The sequence below is a fragment of the Marinobacterium weihaiense genome, assembly GCF_019061305.1.
GTDB lineage: Bacteria > Pseudomonadota > Gammaproteobacteria > Pseudomonadales > Balneatricaceae > Marinobacterium > Marinobacterium weihaiense.
Genome location: NZ_JAHQZT010000004.1, coordinates 53,983 through 73,113 on the forward strand (window position 1 = coordinate 53,983; position 19,131 = coordinate 73,113).

The 19,131-nt window shown below is 58.4% G+C and carries 15 protein-coding genes and 4 tRNA genes; 16 read left to right on the forward strand and 3 right to left on the reverse strand.

Translation table 11 applies throughout. The features are described from left to right. Positions 1-2,604: a DNA mismatch repair protein MutS gene (gene mutS / locus KTN04_RS04095; RefSeq protein WP_217333945.1), complete on the reverse strand. Its 2,604-nt coding sequence runs from the start codon at positions 2,602-2,604 to the stop codon at positions 1-3. Between the two features lie 115 nt (positions 2,605-2,719). On the opposite strand from mutS, the gene pncC reads away from it, so the two are divergent. The 14 genes from pncC (at position 2,720) to KTN04_RS04165 (ending at position 14,997) form a co-directional block, all read left to right on the forward strand. After that, positions 2,720-3,196, forward strand: coding sequence for a nicotinamide-nucleotide amidase (pncC, locus tag KTN04_RS04100; RefSeq protein WP_217333946.1), 477 nt, complete (start codon positions 2,720-2,722; stop codon positions 3,194-3,196). Positions 3,197-3,283: 87 nt separating this feature from the next. Then, positions 3,284-4,327: a recombinase RecA gene (gene recA / locus KTN04_RS04105; protein ID WP_217333947.1), complete on the forward strand. Its 1,044-nt coding sequence runs from the start codon at positions 3,284-3,286 to the stop codon at positions 4,325-4,327. Positions 4,328-4,389: 62 nt separating this feature from the next. Further along, positions 4,390-4,860 carry a regulatory protein RecX gene (locus KTN04_RS04110; RefSeq protein WP_217333948.1) on the forward strand — a complete coding sequence of 157 codons (471 nt, stop codon included), beginning with the start codon at positions 4,390-4,392 and terminating at the stop codon, positions 4,858-4,860. Between the two features lie 168 nt (positions 4,861-5,028). Beyond that, positions 5,029-7,623: an alanine--tRNA ligase gene (gene alaS, locus KTN04_RS04115; RefSeq protein ID WP_217334079.1), complete on the forward strand. Its 2,595-nt coding sequence runs from the start codon at positions 5,029-5,031 to the stop codon at positions 7,621-7,623. Between the two features lie 53 nt (positions 7,624-7,676). Continuing rightward, a complete protein-coding gene (locus KTN04_RS04120) occupies positions 7,677-8,912 on the forward strand; it encodes an aspartate kinase (protein WP_217333949.1) in 1,236 nt (411 codons plus the stop codon). 186 nt (positions 8,913-9,098) lie between these two features. Further along, complete coding sequence (gene csrA / locus KTN04_RS04125) at positions 9,099-9,287, forward strand: carbon storage regulator CsrA (protein ID WP_217333950.1); 189 nt, start codon at positions 9,099-9,101, stop codon at positions 9,285-9,287. A gap of 64 nt (positions 9,288-9,351) precedes the next feature. Beyond that, positions 9,352-9,439 (forward strand) — tRNA-Ser (locus tag KTN04_RS04130). A gap of 9 nt (positions 9,440-9,448) precedes the next feature. Then, positions 9,449-9,525 (forward strand) — tRNA-Arg (locus KTN04_RS04135). A 38-nt stretch (positions 9,526-9,563) separates the two neighbouring features. Further along, positions 9,564-9,640: transfer RNA gene (locus tag KTN04_RS04140), tRNA-Arg, on the forward strand. Between the two features lie 22 nt (positions 9,641-9,662). After that, positions 9,663-9,739: transfer RNA gene (locus tag KTN04_RS04145), tRNA-Arg, on the forward strand. A gap of 73 nt (positions 9,740-9,812) precedes the next feature. Further along, positions 9,813-11,276 (forward strand): tRNA uracil 4-sulfurtransferase ThiI, encoded by a 1,464-nt coding sequence (gene thiI, locus KTN04_RS04150; protein WP_217333951.1) that lies wholly within the window; start codon positions 9,813-9,815, stop codon positions 11,274-11,276. 343 nt (positions 11,277-11,619) lie between these two features. Then, positions 11,620-11,865 (forward strand): OadG family protein, encoded by a 246-nt coding sequence (locus KTN04_RS04155; protein WP_217333952.1) that lies wholly within the window; start codon positions 11,620-11,622, stop codon positions 11,863-11,865. A gap of 41 nt (positions 11,866-11,906) precedes the next feature. Further along, a complete protein-coding gene (gene oadA / locus KTN04_RS04160; protein WP_217333953.1) occupies positions 11,907-13,685 on the forward strand; it encodes a sodium-extruding oxaloacetate decarboxylase subunit alpha in 1,779 nt (592 codons plus the stop codon). A gap of 10 nt (positions 13,686-13,695) precedes the next feature. Next, the gene (locus tag KTN04_RS04165) at positions 13,696-14,997 is read left to right on the forward strand and encodes a sodium ion-translocating decarboxylase subunit beta (RefSeq protein ID WP_217333954.1); all 1,302 of its coding nucleotides are present in this window, start codon (positions 13,696-13,698) and stop codon (positions 14,995-14,997) included. Positions 14,998-15,048: 51 nt separating this feature from the next. On the opposite strand, the gene KTN04_RS04170 is transcribed toward KTN04_RS04165, so the two are convergent. Further along, positions 15,049-15,597, reverse strand: a complete 549-nt coding sequence (locus KTN04_RS04170) for a TetR/AcrR family transcriptional regulator (RefSeq protein WP_217333955.1) — start codon at positions 15,595-15,597, stop codon at positions 15,049-15,051. 135 nt (positions 15,598-15,732) lie between these two features. Here KTN04_RS04170 and KTN04_RS04175 point away from each other — a divergent pair, with 135 nt between their 5' ends. Continuing rightward, entirely contained in the window at positions 15,733-16,275 is a 543-nt protein-coding gene (locus tag KTN04_RS04175; RefSeq protein WP_217333956.1) for a carboxymuconolactone decarboxylase family protein, read from the forward strand. 9 nt (positions 16,276-16,284) lie between these two features. On the opposite strand, the gene KTN04_RS04180 is transcribed toward KTN04_RS04175, so the two are convergent. Beyond that, complete coding sequence (locus KTN04_RS04180; protein WP_217333957.1) at positions 16,285-17,208, reverse strand: histone deacetylase family protein; 924 nt, start codon at positions 17,206-17,208, stop codon at positions 16,285-16,287. A 309-nt stretch (positions 17,209-17,517) separates the two neighbouring features. Between KTN04_RS04180 and KTN04_RS04185 the strand changes: the two genes are divergently transcribed. Then, on the forward strand, positions 17,518-19,128 hold the full coding sequence (locus tag KTN04_RS04185; protein WP_328515956.1) for a tetratricopeptide repeat protein: 1,611 nt from the start codon (positions 17,518-17,520) through the stop codon (positions 19,126-19,128). Positions 19,129-19,131 lie beyond the last annotated feature (3 nt).

Consider the following 19,131-nt stretch of genomic DNA (forward strand, 5'->3'; position numbering starts at 1 on the left):
TCATGTCAGCAGTGCCTTGAGGGCGTACAACTGCTCCAGAGCCTGGCGCGGACTCAGGTCATCCGGATTCAGTTCCTGCAGCTGGCGCTCGGCTGCCGACGGCTGATAGCTGACAAACAGGTCAGCCTGTTGAGGTGTCTCCGGTTCCTGGACTCGGGCTGGCTCGGGGTTGCGCGTGACCTTCTCGCCCTGATCGCGGCTATCCTGCTCCAGCAGCACCAGCTTGTCTCGTGCACTGCTGATCACGCCGGCCGGAATACCGGCCAGCTGGGCGACCTGCAGGCCGTAGCTCTGGCTGGCCGGCCCTTCCTGAACCTCATGCATGAACACGATGTGGTCGTTGTGCTCGACCGCGGTCAGGTGCACGTTGGCGACACCGTTTTCACGTTCTGGCAGGCTTGTCAGCTCGAAATAGTGAGTGGCGAACAGCGTGAAGGCCTTCACCTCGCGGGCCAGAAATTCGGCACAGGCCCAGGCCAGTGACAGACCGTCGAAGGTGCTGGTGCCGCGGCCGACTTCATCCATCAGTACCAGACTGCGTTCAGTGGCGTTATGCAGAATGTTGGCGGTTTCGGTCATCTCTACCATGAAGGTAGAGCGGCCGCCGGCTAGGTCATCGGAGGAGCCCATGCGGGTGAAAATGCGATCGACAATGCCAATGGTGGCCGCACGGGCCGGCACATAGCTGCCGATATGGGCCAGCAGCGTGATCAGCGCCGCCTGCCGCATGTAAGTGGATTTGCCGCCCATGTTGGGGCCGGTGATGACCAGCATGTGGCGGTCGCGATCCAGGGTCAGGTCGTTGGCCACGAAGGGACCGTCCAGCACCGCTTCTACCACCGGGTGACGACCGCCCTCGATATTCAGGCAAGGGGCATCCACCAGCTGGGGGCGCTGGTAATCCAGGCTCAGGGCGCGTTCGGCGAGGGTGTTGAGCACATCCAGCTCGGCCAGGGCGGCGGCGCTTTCCTGCAGCGGAGCCAGGTCGGCAGCCAATTGCTCCAGCAGCGCTTCGTACAGCTGCTTTTCGCGCGCCAGTGCCTTGCTCTTGGCACTCAGTGCCTTGTCTTCAAATGCCTTCAGCTCCGGGGTGATGAAGCGTTCGGCATTTTTCAGTGTCTGGCGACGGATATACTCAGCCGGCATGTCGATCGCCTGAGCCTTGCTGACTTCAATATAGTAGCCGTGCACCCGGTTGTAGCCCACCTTGAGGGTAGCAATGTCGGTGCGGCTGCGTTCACGAGCTTCCAGCTGCAGGAGGAAGTCGCCGGCGTTCTCGCTCAAGCCGCGTAGCTCATCCAGTTCGGCATCGTAGCCCGCTGCAATGACGCCACCGTCGCGGATCACCACCGGTGGGGCATCGATGATGGCGCGGGCGAGCAGGTCGGCCTGTTCGGGGAAAGTGGCGATGCCGGTGGCCAGTGCCTGGATGCGATCCGAGTCATTGCGGGCCAGCAACTGCTGCAGTGACGGCAGAATGGCCAGTGCATTGCGCAAGCGCTCCAGGTCGCGGGGTCGCGCTGACCGCAGGGCAACGCGGGACAGTATGCGTTCCATGTCGCCAATCGGTTTGAGCTGTTCAGCGATACCGTCGCTGCAGTCCGGGCGCAGCAGCCAGCGGATGGCATCCTGGCGGGCCTCCAGCGCAGCGCGATCACGCAGCGGGCGGTGCAGCCAGCGGCGCAGCAGGCGGCTGCCCATCGGGGTGCGGCACCGGTCCAGAACCGAGGCCAGAGTGTTGCTGCGACCGCCCGACAGGTTCAGGTCCAGTTCCAGATTGCGGCGAGTGGCGGCGTCGAGGATCACGGCCTCGTCGTGTTGTTCGACCTGCAAACGGCGGATGTGCGGCAGGCTGCTGCGCTGGGTGTCGCGGGCATACTGCAGCAGACAACCGGCGGCACAGATGGCCAGTTTCAGGTGGTCACAGCCGAAACCGTTCAGGTCACGGGTATTGAACTGCTCGCACAGCAGGCGCTCGGCGGTATCGGCCTCGAAGTCCCAGGGCGGGCGGGCATGGGCACCCGGGCGTTGGCACAAGGCATCCGGCATGGCGACATCGTCCGGATACAGCAGTTCAGCCGGGCGCAGGCGCTCCAGTTCAGCCAGCAGGGCGTCGTCGTTGTCCACCTCGAATAGGCTGAAGCGGCCGGAGCTGACGTCGATCATTGCCAGGCCGTAACGGTTACCCTGGCGAGCCACGCCCATCAGCAGGTTGTCCTGGTATTCATCCAGCAGCGCTTCATCACTGAGAGTGCCGGGCGTGACAATGCGCACCACTTCACGTGCAACCGGGCCCTTGCTGGTAGCGGGGTCGCCCACCTGTTCGCAGATCACTACCGACTCGCCCGCCTTGACGATGCGGGCGATGTAATTTTCGGCGGAGTGGTAGGGAATACCGGCCATGGGGATGGGTTCGCCGGCCGACTTGCCGCGTGCGGTCAGGGAAATATCCAGCAGAGCAGCGGCCTTCTTGGCATCGTCGTAAAACAGCTCATAGAAATCACCCATGCGGTAGAACAGCAGTTGCTCCGGGTGCTGGGCCTTGATGCGCAGATATTGTTGCATCATCGGGGTGTGCTGAGTGCTTTTGCTTGCTGAAGACATGTCGGGTGCAGTCATCCTGTTGCGAGGGATTGAATCGGGTCCGGCTCGGGGGTTTAATGGCAGGATTGTACGGCAAAGAGCACGGCCTGCGTAGTCGTGACACGGGAGCATCAAGATGATTAATTTGGCACAGAAAGTCGGTGAAGCCCTGTCGGCGCGGGGGCTGAAAGTGGCAACGGCGGAGTCCTGCACAGGCGGCTGGGTCGCGCAGGCTGTCACCTCCGTAGCCGGCAGCTCGGAGTGGTTCGAGTGCGGTTTCGTATCCTATTCCAACACGGCGAAGCAGCGCATGCTCGGCGTCGAAGCCGAGGTGCTCGAACGCAGCGGTGCCGTCAGCGAGCCGGTCGTGGCACAAATGGCAGAAGGGGCACTGCGTAACAGTGACGCCGATATTGCTGTGGCGATCAGCGGGATCGCCGGTCCCGGAGGCGGTAGCGAGGACAAGCCGGTGGGGACGGTCTGGCTGGCCTGGGCGATTGCGGGGCATCCTACGGTAACGTGTTTGAGCTTCTTCAGCGGTGATCGTGATGCCATTCGACAACAGGCAGTTGAGCAGGCGCTGGAAGGGGTGTTGGCCTACCTGCCACGGTGAGTCGCAAAGGTTGCATTTTGATCAGGCTGTGAAATAATACTGTCCAGATATACAGTATTTTAACCCTCGGCAATGAAAGGTTTCCCGATGGACGCAAACAGAAAGAAAGCGTTGGATGCAGCACTGTCACAGATTGAACGTCAGTTCGGCAAGGGTGCCGTCATGCGCATGGGGGATCAGCCCCGTGAAGCCATCCCGTCCGTGTCGACCGGCTCGCTCGGGCTGGATATCGCACTGGGCATCGGCGGTCTGCCGTTCGGTCGTGTGGTTGAGATTTACGGCCCGGAATCCTCCGGTAAAACCACCCTGACCTTGCAGGTCATCGCTCAAGCGCAGAAGCAGGGCAAGACCTGTGCCTTCGTTGATGCCGAGCATGCGCTCGATCCGACCTACGCCGAGAAACTGGGCGTGGACGTGGACGCACTGCTGGTGTCACAGCCGGATACCGGTGAGCAGGCTCTGGAAATCACCGACATGCTGACCCGTTCTGGTGCGGTGGACGTGATCATCGTCGATTCTGTGGCGGCGCTGGTGCCCAAGGCCGAGATCGAAGGCGAAATGGGTGACTCTCATGTCGGTCTGCAGGCCCGTCTGATGTCCCAGGCACTGCGCAAGCTGACCGGTAGCGTCAAGCAGTCCAACTGTATGCTGGTATTCATCAACCAGATCCGTATGAAGATCGGTGTTATGTTCGGCAACCCGGAAACCACCACCGGTGGTAACGCGCTCAAGTTCTATGCGTCCGTACGTCTGGATATTCGTCGTACCGGTGCGGTGAAACAGGGCGATGAGGTGGTAGGTAACGAAACCCGCGTCAAGGTGGTGAAAAATAAGGTATCGCCGCCGTTCCGTCAGGCCGAATTCCAGATCCTGTACGGCCAGGGTATTTATCACATGGGTGAGGTGGTCGATCTGGGCGTGCAGCAGGGGCTGGTGGACAAGTCCGGAGCCTGGTATGCCTACAAGGGTGACAAGATCGGTCAGGGCAAGGCCAATGCCGCCAAATACCTGGAAGATCATCCCGAAGTGGCGGAGGAAATCGAAAACGAAATCCGCGCGCGCCTGCTTAACCTGCCCAAACCGAAAGAAGTGGCTGAAGGTGCCGAGGAAGCCGGTCAGCTGGATCTTTAATCTGACCGCAGGTTTGTACATGCAGGGGCCCTTGTGGCCCCTGTTTCGTTTGGGAGTCATCAATGGCCAAGCCACTGGAAACTGAAGCGGATATCCGCAATGCCGCCGTCGCGCTGCTGGCGCGGCGGGAATACAGCCGTGCCGAGCTGCAGCGCAAGCTCGGCGGGCGGGTCGAGGATGATGCCATGCTGGTGAGGGTGCTCGATCAGTTGGAAGAGAACGGATACCAGAGCGATGCGCGTTTCGCCGAGGTGTTTGTCCGCAGTCGCTTGAGCTCGGGTTACGGGCAGATGCGCATTCGTCAGGAGTTGCAGCGCAAGGGGATCGCGCGCGAACGGATCGCGGCGGTACTGGACGCTCAGGAAACGGACAGCCGTGCACTGGCACGCGACTGTCATCAGCGCCGCTTTGGGGATCGCCCGGTGCAAGATCAGAAAGACTACGGCAAGCGCATGCGCTTTCTGGTCAACCGCGGTTTCTCGTTTGAAGACGCCCGTCACGCCATCAGGTGCCAAGGGGAAGAAACAGACTGAATTCAACGGGTCCGGGGCGCAAAGCGGGTACAAAAGCTATCGTACATTTTTTGCCCGCGTTATATACTTGTCGGCTAATTTTTGCGTACAAACGACCGCTTTTTGTCCGCCAGAAAGCGGTCCTGTCGTGCCAACCAGTACAGACGCAACGGACCTTATATGAACTACATGACAAGTGCGGAAATCCGCCAGGCATTTCTCGACTACTTCAACCAGCAGGGGCATGAAATCATCGCCTCCAGCCCGCTGATTCCGGGTAACGATCCGACGCTGCTGTTCACCAATGCGGGGATGGTACAGTTCAAAGACGTGTTCCTCGGGTCCGACAAGCGTCCCTACAGCCGCGCCACCAGTTCCCAGCGCTGCGTCCGTGCCGGTGGCAAGCACAATGACCTGGAAAACGTCGGCTACACCGCCCGTCACCATACCTTTTTCGAAATGCTGGGCAACTTCAGTTTCGGCGATTACTTCAAACGTGAAGCGATCAAGTTTGCCTGGGGGTTCCTGACCCAGCGTTTGGGGCTGCCTGAAGAGCGCCTTTGGGTGACCGTGCATCACACCGATGACGAAGCGGAGAAAATCTGGAAAGATGAGATGGGTATCAACCCGGAGCGTTTCTCCAAACTGGGTGAGGACAATTTCTGGGCCATGGGCGATACCGGTCCCTGCGGCCCTTGTACCGAGATTTTCTTTGACCACGGTCCCGATGTGGCTGGTGGCCCTCCGGGCAGCCCGGATGAAGACGGTGACCGTTACATCGAAATCTGGAACCTGGTGTTCATGCAGTACAACCGTTCGGCCGACGGCACCATGGAGCCGCTGGCCGCGCCGAGCATCGACACCGGCATGGGCCTGGAGCGCGTAGCGGCCGTGATGCAGGGGGTTCACAGCAACTATGAAATCGACCTGTTCCAGAACCTGCTCAAGGCTACTGCGGCCGTCCTGGGGCTGGACAGCCTTGACAGCAAGTCGCTGCGGGTCATCGCCGACCACATCCGATCCTGTGCCTTCCTGATCACCGATGGTGTGCTGCCGTCCAATGAAGGTCGCGGTTATGTGCTGCGTCGCATCATGCGTCGTGCCATCCGCCACGGCAACAAGCTGGGTGCAACTGAGCCGTTCTTCCACAAGCTGGTGGCGCCGCTGGTCAAGGAGATGGGCGATGCCTATCCGGAACTGGCAAAAATGCAGGCTCAGGTGGAGCGTATCCTGCTGAAGGAAGAACAGCAGTTTGCCAAGACACTGGATCACGGCATGCAGCTGCTGACCCAGGCGATTGCCGAGTTGGATGGCAAAGTCATTCCGGGCGAGACCGTCTTCCGCCTGTACGACACCTATGGTTTCCCGGTCGATCTGACCGCCGACGTGGCCCGTGAACACGAGCTGACCCTGGATATGGACGGCTTTGAACAGGCAATGGAAGCCCAGCGCCAGCGCGCCCGCGCTTCCGGCCAGTTCTCGGTTGACTACAATGACCAGATCAAGCTGGACGGCAGCACCGCGTTCACCGGATATGACCGCCTGGAAGATCGTTCCGAAGTGGTGGCGCTGTACCGTGATGGCGAGCAGGTCAACCAGCTGTCGGCCGGCGAGACCGGGGTTGTGGTGCTGAAGAATACCGCCTTCTACGCCGAGTCCGGCGGTCAGGCCGGGGACCAGGGCGTGCTGCGCTGGGATCGCGGTCAGTTCGACGTGACCGACTGTACCAAGGAAAGCGGTCACCACCTGCACCACGGTACCCTGGCGGAGGGCGTGCTGCAGACCGGCGACCAGGTCGTGACCGAGGTGGATATGGCCAAGCGTCAGGCAACGGCCCTGAACCACTCGGCGACGCACCTGTTGCATGCCGCGCTGCGCACCGTGCTGGGTGATCACGTGCAGCAGAAAGGTTCACTGGTCAATGCTGAGCGCTTGCGTTTTGACTTTGCGCATTTCGAAGCGATGACCGATGTCGAAGTGGCCGAAGTTGAAGCCCTGGTGAATGCCCAGATCCGTGCCAACTCGGCGGTGGAAACCGAGCTGATGGCGCTGGAAGATGCCAAGGCCAAAGGGGCCATGGCCCTGTTCGGTGAAAAGTATGATGACGAAGTGCGCGTGCTGAGCATGGGCGGTGACTTCTCGGTTGAGCTCTGTGGCGGTACGCATGCCAAGCGAACCGGTGATATCGGTCTGCTGAAGGTCGTGGCGGAAAGCGGCATTGCGTCGGGCGTGCGTCGTATTGAAGCGGTGACCGGTGCAGGGGCTCTGGCCTGGATCAACGACAGCGAACGTGCCCTGAACGATGTGGCCGCGCTGGTAAAAGGTTCGCGCGAGACGGCGCTGGAAAAGGTACGGAGTCTGAACGAACGCAGTCGCCAGCTGGAGAAGGAAATCGAGCGTCTGACCGCCAAGCTGGCCAGTGCCCAGAGCGGCGATCTGCTCAGCCAGGTGCAGGATGTACAGGGAGTCAAGGTACTGGCCGCCAAGCTGGAGGGCATCGAACCCAAGGCGCTGCGCGATACGCTGGACCAGCTCAAGAACAAGTTGGGCAGCGGCGTGGTGGTACTGATCACGGCACAGAACGACAAGGTTAGCCTGATCGCCGGTGTCACCAAGGACCTGACCGGCCAGATCAAGGCGGGCGATCTGGTGCGCGAACTGGCTTCGCGCCTGGGTGGCAAGGGGGGCGGGCGGCCCGATATGGCGCAGGGTGGCGGTACTGATGCCAGTGCTGTTCCGGCTGCGCTGGACGCGGTGCCCGAACTGGTAGCGGCAAGCCTGTAAGCAGACAGGCGCTGCCGGTCCGCTGGGGCCGGCAGCCGAATGGAAACGGTAAAATGGCGTTATACGTACAGAAATACGGCGGCACCTCGGTGGGCTCGGTCGAGCGCATCCAGGCCGTAGCCGAAAAGGTAAAGGGCTTCCGTCAGCAGGGGCATGATGTGGTGGTGGTGGTATCCGCCATGAGCGGCGAAACCAACCGTCTGATCGCGCTGGCGAACGAGATGCAGGCTCGTCCAGACCCCCGTGAAATGGATACTCTGGTCGCCACTGGCGAGCAGGTCACCATTGCATTGTTGTGCATGGCGCTCAAGCAGAAGGGTGTTGACGCGCGTTCCTACACCGGATCGCAGGTGCGCATCCTGACCGATGGCTATCACACCAAGGCACGCATTCAGGATATTGAAACCGACCGCATGCGTGCCGATCTGGAGCAGGGGCGCGTGGTTGTCGTTGCCGGTTTCCAGGGGGTCGATGACAGCGGCAATATCACCACGCTGGGGCGTGGTGGCTCCGACACCACCGGCGTGGCACTGGCTGCGGCACTGAAGGCCGACGAGTGCCAGATCTACACCGACGTTGATGGTGTCTACACGACCGATCCTCGTGTGGTGGAAGGGGCTCAGCGATTGGAAAAGATTACCTTTGAAGAGATGCTGGAAATGGCCAGCCTCGGCTCCAAGGTGTTGCAGATCCGAGCCGTGGAATTTGCGGGCAAGTACAAGGTGCCGCTGCGGGTACTGTCCAGTTTCGAGGACGGTCCGGGCACACTGATTACGATAGAGGATGATGAGACTGTGGAAAAGCCGGTTATCTCGGGTATAGCGTTCAACCGTGACGAAGCCAAACTGACCGTGGTTGGCGTGCCGGATATTCCCGGTGTGGCTTCGCGTATTCTGGGCCCGGTCAGCCGTGCCAATATCGAAGTCGACATGATCGTGCAGAATATTGCTGCGGATCAGACCACTGACTTCACGTTCACGGTGCACAGAAACGACTATGATAAAGCTCAGCAGGTCCTTGAGCAGGTCGTGAAAGAGCTGGGTGCACGTGAGGCGGTCGGGAACAACAAGATCGCCAAAGTGTCCATTGTGGGTGTTGGCATGCGCTCTCACGCGGGTGTGGCCAGCAAGATGTTTGATGCCCTGGCGGCAGAGAATATCAACATCCAGATGATCTCCACTTCTGAAATCAAGGTATCAGTAGTGATAGCAGAGAAGTATCTGGAACTGGCTGTTCGTGCCTTGCACTCTGCATTCGATCTGGATGCTGCTGATACAGTCAGCGAGTAACGACAGTATCAGATGACGGAAGGCCTACATCTGTTCTATAGTACGGATGCAGGCCCCCGCTAGCGGCTTGAAGCAGCCCGCACTCGCATATACCTGGAAGGTCGAAGGACGTAGGGGTGGTGGGTGTAATCTGTTTCGGCAATCAAGAATTCAGCGCCCAACAGGACAATTTAAGGAGAGCCACAAATGCTGATTCTAACCCGCCGTGTTGGCGAAACTCTCATGGTTGGTGACGACGTCACTGTGACAGTACTCGGTGTCAAGGGTAACCAAGTCCGCATCGGTGTGAATGCGCCCAAGGATGTCTCTGTTCATCGTGAAGAGATCTATCAGCGCATTCAGCGTGAAAAAACGCAAGACGGCGATCAAGAGTAAGTTTTTTTAAATTAACACTTTCTTTTTGAAAATCAGTCTTGTACTATATGCGCCGTGTTGACGAGGTGAGTTGGCCGAGTGGCTGAAGGCGCGCCCCTGCTAAGGGCGTATACCGCAAGGTATCGAGGGTTCGAATCCCTCACTCACCGCCATTTTGATGTGCGCCCGTAGCTCAGCTGGATAGAGTACCTGGCTACGAACCAGGCGGTCAGAGGTTCGAATCCTCTCGGGCGCGCCATCTCAATGAAAAAGTCTTCATACGTGAAAAACATGTGTGCGCCCGTAGCTCAGCTGGATAGAGTACCTGGCTACGAACCAGGCGGTCAGAGGTTCGAATCCTCTCGGGCGCGCCATCTTTTCTTCACTTTTGGGTAAGCGCCCGTAGCTCAGCTGGATAGAGTACCTGGCTACGAACCAGGCGGTCAGAGGTTCGAATCCTCTCGGGCGCGCCATCCCTTCCCCCTCCGAATTATCAATCACTGCAGTCCGGACATCCTGTCTGATCCTCATTACCCCGGAACGACCATGAAATTCATTGCCAAACTGTTTCCTGAAATTACGATTAAAAGTCGTCCTGTGCGTCGTCGTTTGATCCAGCGCCTGCAAAGCAACCTGCAGATTCTGCTTAAACGCATCGACAGTAACATCAAGGTTAGCGGTTTCTGGGACAAGGTTGAGGTCAATATTGCGGGACAGGACGCTGACCTGTGCGCCCGGATTATCAATGTGATGCAGCGCGTGCCGGGTATCCAAAGCTTTCTGGAAGTTCAGGAGTATCCGCTGGGCGATTTCGACAACGCCTTTCAGTTGACCCGCGACGCCTATAGCGAACGCCTGCATGGCAAAACCTTCAAGGTCCGCGTTAAGCGTACTGGTGACCATGATTTCACCTCGGTCGAGCTGGAACGCTACATCGGTGGTGGTCTGCGTCAGCATACTGAAGCAGCGGGCGTCGATGTTCGCAACCCGGACGTTTGGGTCGATCTGGAAATCCGTGACAACAAGCTGTTTGTCGTTACCGCCATTCACCAGGGGCAGGGCGGCTATCCGCTGGGTACCCAGGAAGACGTGCTGTCACTGATTTCCGGCGGTTTCGATTCTGTTGTGGCATCCTACATGACCATGCGTCGCGGCAGTAAAACCCACTTCCTGTTTTTTAATCTGGGTGGCCATGCACACGAGATCGGTGTCAAACAGGTGGCCCTGTACCTGTGGAAGCAGTACGGTGCCTCTGCGCGGGTCAAGTTCATCACTGTTCCCTTTGAAGAGGTGGTAGGTGAAATCCTGCAGTCGGTGCATCACTCCCACATGGGCGTCATCCTCAAGCGGATGATGATGCGTGCAGCCGATAAAGTGGCGGATCGCATGAAGCTGAATGCCATCGTGACCGGCGAAAGCGTGGCTCAGGTATCCAGCCAGACCCTGCCCAACCTGCGCCTGATCGACGAAAGCTGTGACCACCTGGTACTGCGTCCGTTGATCACCATGGATAAGCCCGAGATCATTGATCTGTCGCGCCGTATCGGTGCCTTCGAGTTTGCCAGCGCGATGCCGGAATACTGTGGCGTGATCTCCGACAAGCCGACCACGCACGCCCGTCGCGAGCGGGTAGAAGGCGAGGAGTCCCATTTTGACTTCGAGGTGCTGGAACGAGCATTGGAGCAGGCTGAGGTGATCAGCATTGATGATATTGTCGAAAATCGTGACATCAATGCCGAAATCGAAGCCATGACCCGCGTCGAAGCTAATCAGACGCTGGTCGATATTCGTCCGCCGCGCGAGCAGGAGCGCAAGCCGCTCAACATGCCCGGCTGTGAGACCCGCGTCATCCCTTTCTACAAGCTGGAAACCGAGTTCCCCCTGTTGCCGCAGGAGCGCGAGTATCTGCTGTACTGCGACAAGGGCGTGATGTCACAGATGCATGCCCAGCATCTGCATGAGCTGGGTTACCCCAACGTAAAAGTTTTCCGTCCAGCCACTCAATCCTGAGTGGCTTTTTTTTGCCTGCTATTTGTAAATTAGCCAAAAGGCTAATGCATAATTGTTGTTTATATCGAACCCTTGTGTGCTAATGTCGACATTATTGTCGCGCAAGACGTCTCCTGTTGGGCAAAATGTAAAAAAATTACAGATTGTCGACAATCTTGCAATTGCCCCCTGAGTTTGCGTTAGAATAGATTTGATTATGTGAGTCTCGTTGATAGCGTAAACCAGCTGGGCAACATAGTCTCAACATCAGCTCATCGTTCCGGCTCTGTACCAGAAGAGTCGAGTGCGGCCAAAAGCCGCCGGTGGGTCCAAGGGTTTCGAACAACAACAGGAGCACCCATAGATGGATAATCTGTTCTCGGAAGGCCTGACATTGATGGCCTTCGGCATGGGTTTCGTCTTCGTCTTTTTGACGTTGCTGGTGTTTGCTACCGGCATCATGTCGCGATTGGCGACCCGTTTCCTGCCGGAACCGGTTGCCAAAGCGCCCACGCCTCGCCCCCAACCGGCTGCTGCCGGTGCCGCCACTCACAATGACGAGCTGGTTGCTGTCATCTCGGCGGCGGTACACAAATACCGTTCCAAGTAACGCGGGTAGATAACAAGAACTTCTGCTAAAAAGGCTAACTCATGTCCGACGTAAAAAAACCGCTTGGCATTACCGACGTCGTCCTGCGTGATGCGCACCAGTCTCTGTTTGCCACACGCCTGCGACTCGATGATATGCTTCCGATTGCCGAGAAGCTGGACAAGGTCGGTTACTGGTCCCTGGAAAGCTGGGGCGGCGCCACCTTCGATTCCTGCATCCGCTATCTGGGTGAAGATCCCTGGACCCGTATTCGTGAACTGAAGGCGGTGATGCCCAACACCAAGCAGCAGATGCTGCTGCGTGGCCAGAACCTGCTGGGCTATCGCCATTATGCTGATGATGTTGTCGACAAATTTGTCGAGCGTGCGGCGACCAACGGCGTGGATGTGTTCCGTATCTTCGATGCGATGAACGACCCGCGCAACTTGGACCGTGCCATCAAGGCCGTCAAAAACTGCGGCAAACACGCTCAGGGCACCATTTCCTATACCACCAGCCCGGTGCACACCATCGAGACTTGGGTCGATTATGCCAAGACTCTGGAAGACCTGGGCGCGGATTCCATCGCCATCAAGGATATGTCCGGCATTTTGACGCCGTATAATGCCTTTGATCTGATCTCCCGTCTGAAGGCTCAGACCGGTCTGGAAGTTCAGTTCCATGCCCACGCCACCGCGGGTCTGTCGGATATGACCATCCTGAAAGCCGTTGAAGCCGGCGTGGACCGTGTCGACACGGCCATCTCTTCCATGTCCATGACCTACGGTCATACGGCCACTGAATCCGTGGTGGCGGCGCTGGCCGGTACCGATCGGGATACAGGGCTGGATCTGCTGGCGCTGGAAGAAATTGCAGCTTATTTCCGCGAGGTGCGGAAAAAATACGCCAAGTTTGAAGGCTCACTGCGCGGTACCGACTCCCGCATCCTGGTCGCTCAGGTACCGGGCGGTATGCTGACCAACATGGAAAGCCAGCTCAAGGAGCAGGGGGCAGCCGACAAGTTCGACGATGTTCTCGCCGAAATTCCGCGTGTGCGTGAAGATCTGGGTTACATCCCGCTGGTCACACCGACATCGCAGATTGTCGGCACTCAGGCCGTGATCAACGTCCTGATGGGCGAGCGTTACAAGACCATCTCCAAGGAAGTACAGGGCATCCTTAAGGGCGAATACGGTGCTGCACCGGCGCCGTACAATGCTGAGCTTCAGGCCCGTGTGCTGGATGGCAAGGAACCGCTGACCTGCCGTCCGGCCGATCAGCTGCAGCCGGAAGTCGAGAAACTGACCGCCGAGCTGAAGCAGACCGCCAGCGAGAAGGGCATCAAGTTGGAGCAGGGCGAGAACGAGATCGATGACGTTCTGACTTATGCGCTATTCCCGCAGATCGGCCTTAAATTCCTGGAAAACCGCGGTAATCCTGACGCTTTTGAACCTGTACCGACTCTTGAGGACGCAAAACCCATGGCAGCCAACAAAAACAACGGACCGGAAGTTTACACCATCAACGTCAACGGCCAGAACTACGTGGTTCAGGTGACCGAAGGCGGCGACGTTTCCTCCATCCAGTCAGCTCCAGCAGCTGCTCCGGCGGCGCCGGCAGCGGGTTCCGGCGAACCAGTACCGGCACCGCTGGCCGGCAACATCTGGAAGGTTCAGGTAGCCGCCGGTCAGGCTGTTCAGGAAGGCGATGTGCTGGTGATTCTGGAAGCGATGAAGATGGAAACCGAAGTGCGTGCGGCTCGTGCCGGCACCATCGTGTCTGTTGATGTCAAAGAGGGCGACGCCGTACAGGTGGGCGACTCTCTGGTGACCCTGGCCTAAGGTAACCCCCATGGATAAGTTGATGGACCTGTGGCTGGCGTCGGGGATTTACAACATCTCCTTCGGTCAGCTGACCATGATGATTATCGGTCTGGTGCTGCTCTTTCTTGCCATCCGCAAGAACTTTGAGCCGCTTCTGCTGGTTCCGATCGGCTTCGGCGGTATTCTGGCGAATATCCCTGAGGCGGGTCTGGCAATGTCTGCCGTTGAAAACGCGATCCATTTTGCAAAGCCGGAAGTGCTGCAGAGTCTGGCTGGTGTGTTGGGCACAAACAGCACCGATGTGGCTGAACTGGCGAAGGTATATCATAGTTCCAATGCCAGTACTCATGCAGCGGCCTCCTTGGTGGCGCAGGATGCCGGTTATAGCAACGGCATGCTGTATAACTTCTACACGATTGCCATTGCTTCGGGCGCGGCGCCTTTGCTGATTTTCATGGGCGTGGGGGCGATGACCGACTTCGGACCGCTGCTGGCCAACCCCAAGACTTTGTTCTTGGGGGCAGCGGCTCAGTTCGGTATCTTTGCGACCGTGCTGGGTGCTGTGGCGCTGAGCACCTTCGGTATTCTGGACTTTAGTATCCAGGACGCGGCCGCCATCGGTATCATCGGTGGCGCAGACGGCCCGACCGCGATCTATGTGGCCAGCCTGCTGTCACCACACCTGCTGGGTGCCATTGCCGTGGCAGCTTACTCCTACATGGCGCTGGTGCCGCTGATTCAGCCGCCGATCATGCGTGCCCTGACCACCGAGTCCGAGCGCAAGATCAGCATGAGCCAGCTGCGTCACGTGTCCAAGGTCGAAAAGATCATGTTCCCGATCCTGCTGCTGATCTTGGTGGCTATGCTGCTGCCGGATGCGGCACCGCTGCTGGGCATGTTCTGCTTCGGTAACCTGATGCGTGAATGTGGCGTAGTTGACCGTCTGAGTGATACCGCCCAGAATGCGCTGATCAACATCGTCACCATCTTCCTGGGGCTGTCTGTGGGCTCCAAGCTGTCTGCCGACAAGTTCCTGGATGTGCAGACACTGGGCATCCTGGTACTGGGCATTGTGGCTTTCGGTATCGGTACCGCCTGCGGCGTGCTGATGGGCAAGATGATGAACAAGCTTCAGGGTGGCAATGCCATCAATCCACTGATCGGCTCTGCCGGGGTATCAGCGGTGCCAATGGCCGCGCGCGTATCCAACAAACTGGGTCTGGAAGCCAACCCGCAGAACTTCCTGCTGATGCACGCCATGGGGCCGAACGTGGCCGGCGTTATCGGCTCGGCGGTTGCGGCCGGTGTGATGATCAAGTTCGTTGGCTGATACAGCCAGGCGCACGATCGATTAAGAACGGAGCCTGATGGCTCCGTTTTTTTATGTCTGTAGCAAGCGCCTGATGGAGTTCAGGCTGTACTCGATCGCTTGCCGGGCCTCCTGAACGCGGGCAACGGTGAGCAGGCCCTCATACAGTGGCAGCAGCATCTGAGCATATTCAGGCTCAAAGCCTTCCTCCTTCAGCAAGCGCGCCAGAAATGTCTGCATCCACGCCATGTGCTCGGCGGCTAAAGCACGGACTGCCGGATTGGAATACATGAACTCGGCGGCGGCATTGTTGAACAGGCAGCCATTGAAGTCCGGCTCCTCGCACAGGGTGTAGAGCTCCTCGAAAAGGGTCAAAATACGTGCGACTCCTTGTCCCTGGAGTTGGTCGGTGCGTGCTTCCAATCCTGCCTTGACCCTGCTGCTGGAGCGCTCCAGTACGGCCAGAATCAGTTCATCCTTGGATTTGAAATGCTTGTACAGGGTGGTTTTAGCCACGCCGGACTGTGCCTGAATCAGATCTATGCCGGTGGCGTGAAAGCCTTCGCGATAGAACAGCTGCTCGGCTGTATCCAGCAACCGTTCGCGTCGGGGTGTGGACATGGTGGTGTGATTCCGCTGATTGATGTGGTGCACATGGTAGCAGGTTGTGAAATGCGTTGACGCTACAGATCTGTACATTTATGATGCAAGGGGTGTACAGATCTGTTTCTTTTTGAATCTAGCTGAGGGTTAAAGATGTCACGTATGCCGATGTTGTGTCCTGAAACCGCGTGTGAACAAGGCGCGCCCACACTGAAAGCCATCCGCGGACAACTGGGGATGCTGCCCAATTTCTTTGCCGGCTTGGCCAATCATGGTGCGGCCCTGAACGGATATCTGGCGTTTGAAGAAAGTCTATCCGAGCACAGCCGCTTGACGGCGGCGCAGCGGGAGATGATTTCGTTGGCGATAGCCAATGCCAACGGTTGCCATTATTGTGTCAGCGGACATACGCTGTCGGCCAAGCATGTAGGGGTTGATGCCGAGGCTGCACGTCAGGCACAGCAAGGGCAGGCAACCGATCCAGTGGATCAGGCGATATTGGATTTTGCGTTGGATGTGTTGGAGCAGCGCGGGCATCTGCCTGATGAAAGCCTCAACGCCGCACGTCAGATGGGGCTGGACGATGCTGCCCTGGTCGAAATCACCAGCTGGGTGGGGCTGAACAGTTACAGCAACTGGGTCAACAATCTGATACAACCGAAAATCGACTTCCCGGAAGTGCCGCTGATCGACTGAGCCGGAAGTTCAGAAGCCGGCCAGCACTTCCAGGTGAGCCTGTACACAGAAGGCGAGAGGAACCGGATTATAACCGCCTTCCAGTACGGAAATGATACGGCCGCCGCAGTGTTGGTCGGCAAACTGTTTGATGACCTGGGTCACCTGGCGGAAATCGTCTTCTTCCAGGTTGAGGTCAGCCATCGGATCTTCGCGATGAGCGTCGAACCCGGCAGAGATGAAAATGATGTCCGGGCGGTGTTCGGCCAAGGCCGGCAGCCAGCGCTGCTGAATGGCATCATGGAACATGTCCGGTGCGGTATGAGCGGCGATCGGACAGTTGATAATGTTGGGCCGGTCGATCTCGTGGTAGCGCTCGGGGTAGTAGGGATGCTGGAAAGTGGAGCAGACCAGCACTTCCGGACGATCCTTGAAAATATCCACAGTACCGTTGCAATGGTGCACGTCGAAATCAAGAATGGCCACGCGCTCGATGCCAGGCTGTTCCAGTGCATGGGCGGCACCGATGGCGACATTATTGTAGAAACAGAAGCCCATGGCGAGGTTGTATTCGGCATGGTGACCTGGCGGACGCACGGCACAGAAGGCGTTCTCGGCCTTGCCTGCCAAGACCCGGTTGGTGGCCAGCACCACCGCACCGGCTGACAGGCTGGCGGCGTGAAGGGTATCGGGGCACATGGCAGTGTCGTCGTCCGTGTACACGATGCCGGACTCGGGCAGCTTGGCTTCCAGGCGCTTGCGGTGCAAGCGGTGATGCGCCAGCGCAATCTGCTCATCGGTTACCGGGACTGCCGTGACCTGATCGAGATGGTCGATCAGGCCGGTGCGCTCCAGCACCTTGTTGATCGCAGCAAGCCGCATCGGGGTGTCCGGATGTTCCGGTCCCATATTGTGCAGCATGCAATCCTTGTGGGTAATAAATGCCGTGGTCATAGCGCTAGCATACTCCTCTACTGTCGACATTCTAGAGCAAAACAGCATGACAGAGGCTTAGGCGATGGTCTTAGTCGATAACAACCTTGTCAAACGCGTGGATACTTGACCCGGGTCATGCGACAGAGCCGTGAGCTGTCCTATAGTCATTTCACAGCATAGAACTGTCTTCGTCACCGAGTGTTGACACCCCGCGCTCGGTGTTTTTTTATTGGCGTACCTCCCCTTGCTTCTGGCATCCAACTTCCCTCTGTATACTGTTTCTTCTTTTTCCGAACCATGGCACTGATGCAGGGTGGATTGGCCGCAGTGGGTTTTCGCAGCATTGATTATTCCAACAAAAGCGTTCTGTTGATCGACAGCAGCGGTAACCTGCGCTCGACTATCTATTACATGCTGCGAGAGCTGGGGGTTCGCAACCTCAAGGCGGTCACGGTCAATGAAAAGGTTCTGGGCCTGATCCGTGACGAGCCGTTCGACATTATCCTGCTGGGACATAACAGCAGTGACGCCGTGACTGGCATGCAACTGCTGGAAGAGGCGCGTTTTCGTGGTTTCATGCGGCCGACATCCGGTTGGATCTTCATGACCAGCGATGCCTCCCAGGAGGTTGTGCTGCATGCCATTGACAGCCGTCCGGATGATCTGTTGACGCGCCCCTTTTCCATTGAAGAGCTCAAGCATCGTCTGGACCAGCTGGTAAGGCGCAAGGATAGCTTGCGCGCTGTTGAGCAGGCCGTGGAAGCCGGGGACCTAGAAGGGGCTGTCCTGGCCTGCGATGATATTCCGAGGCAGGACCCCAACAGTGACTACGCCCGCCGGCTCAAAGCCAGCCTTTTGCTGCAGCTGGGGCGGGCGGATGAGGCCTATGCCGTACTGGAAGCGGTATTCTGGCAGGCGCCCGACAAGGAGGTGGGGCTGTGCATGGCGCAGTCTCTGGTGGCGATGCATCGCCTGGCGGAAGCCCAGGATCTGCTGGAAAGCCTGATTGAAAGTTATCCACTATTGATTGCGGCCTATGACCTGCTGGCGCAGGTACATGAGCAAAGCGGGGACCTTGAGGGAGCCTGTGACATCCTGCGCTCAGCGACGGCCAAGGCGCCGTTGGGCATTCCGCGGCAGATGGAACTGGGGCGGGTAGCCACTCAGACTCGAATACTGTCACTGGCGGAAGGCGCCTATCGCAAGTCGATCGCTCTGGGGCGGCGCAGTTGCTATCGTTCGCCTGAACCCTACCTGCGCCTGGCCAATATCCGCCGTCTGGAGTTGCAGAGTGCGGAGCCTCGGCGTCGCATCGAGCTGCACAATGATCTGGACAGTCTGCTTAACAATGCGGAATTCAACTTTCCCCGCGATACCGAGCTCAAGGTGCGCACGGCCCTGTTGCGCGCTGAAGTGTGTCAGGATCTGCATGAAGTGGATGAAGCACGCAAGCATCGCGAAGAAGCGGAACGCCACAACGCGCAGCTGGAACAGCCGCTGCTGCTGGAACGCGAGCGCCTGATTCTGTCAGGCGACGCAGTGCCCGTGCTGGAGCCGGAAGCGCTGCCGCAGGCGTTGGAGCCGGCGACCGGTAAGCCGCGCGACGAAGGCATGAGCGATAAGGTCAATCGCCTCGGGGTGAAGCACTACCTGGCAGGCAAGACAACACAGGCGATCCGTTATTTTGGTCTGGCCATCGAGTATGACCCCGGCAATGCTGCGGCCCTGCTCAACCTGGCTCAGTTGTTCATGGAGGCAGCCCGTGATCATGCCGGCAAGCGTGAGGCGCGGTTGAAAATGGTGGATCGTTACCTGCGCCTGACCGAGCGGATCCCGCTGGATGCAGCCAAACGGCTGCGCAAGAATCAGCTCATCGAGCATCGTCAGACATCGCTTGACGAGCTGCCGGCAGGGAGTCTAGGCGTACTGCTGCGCTGACGC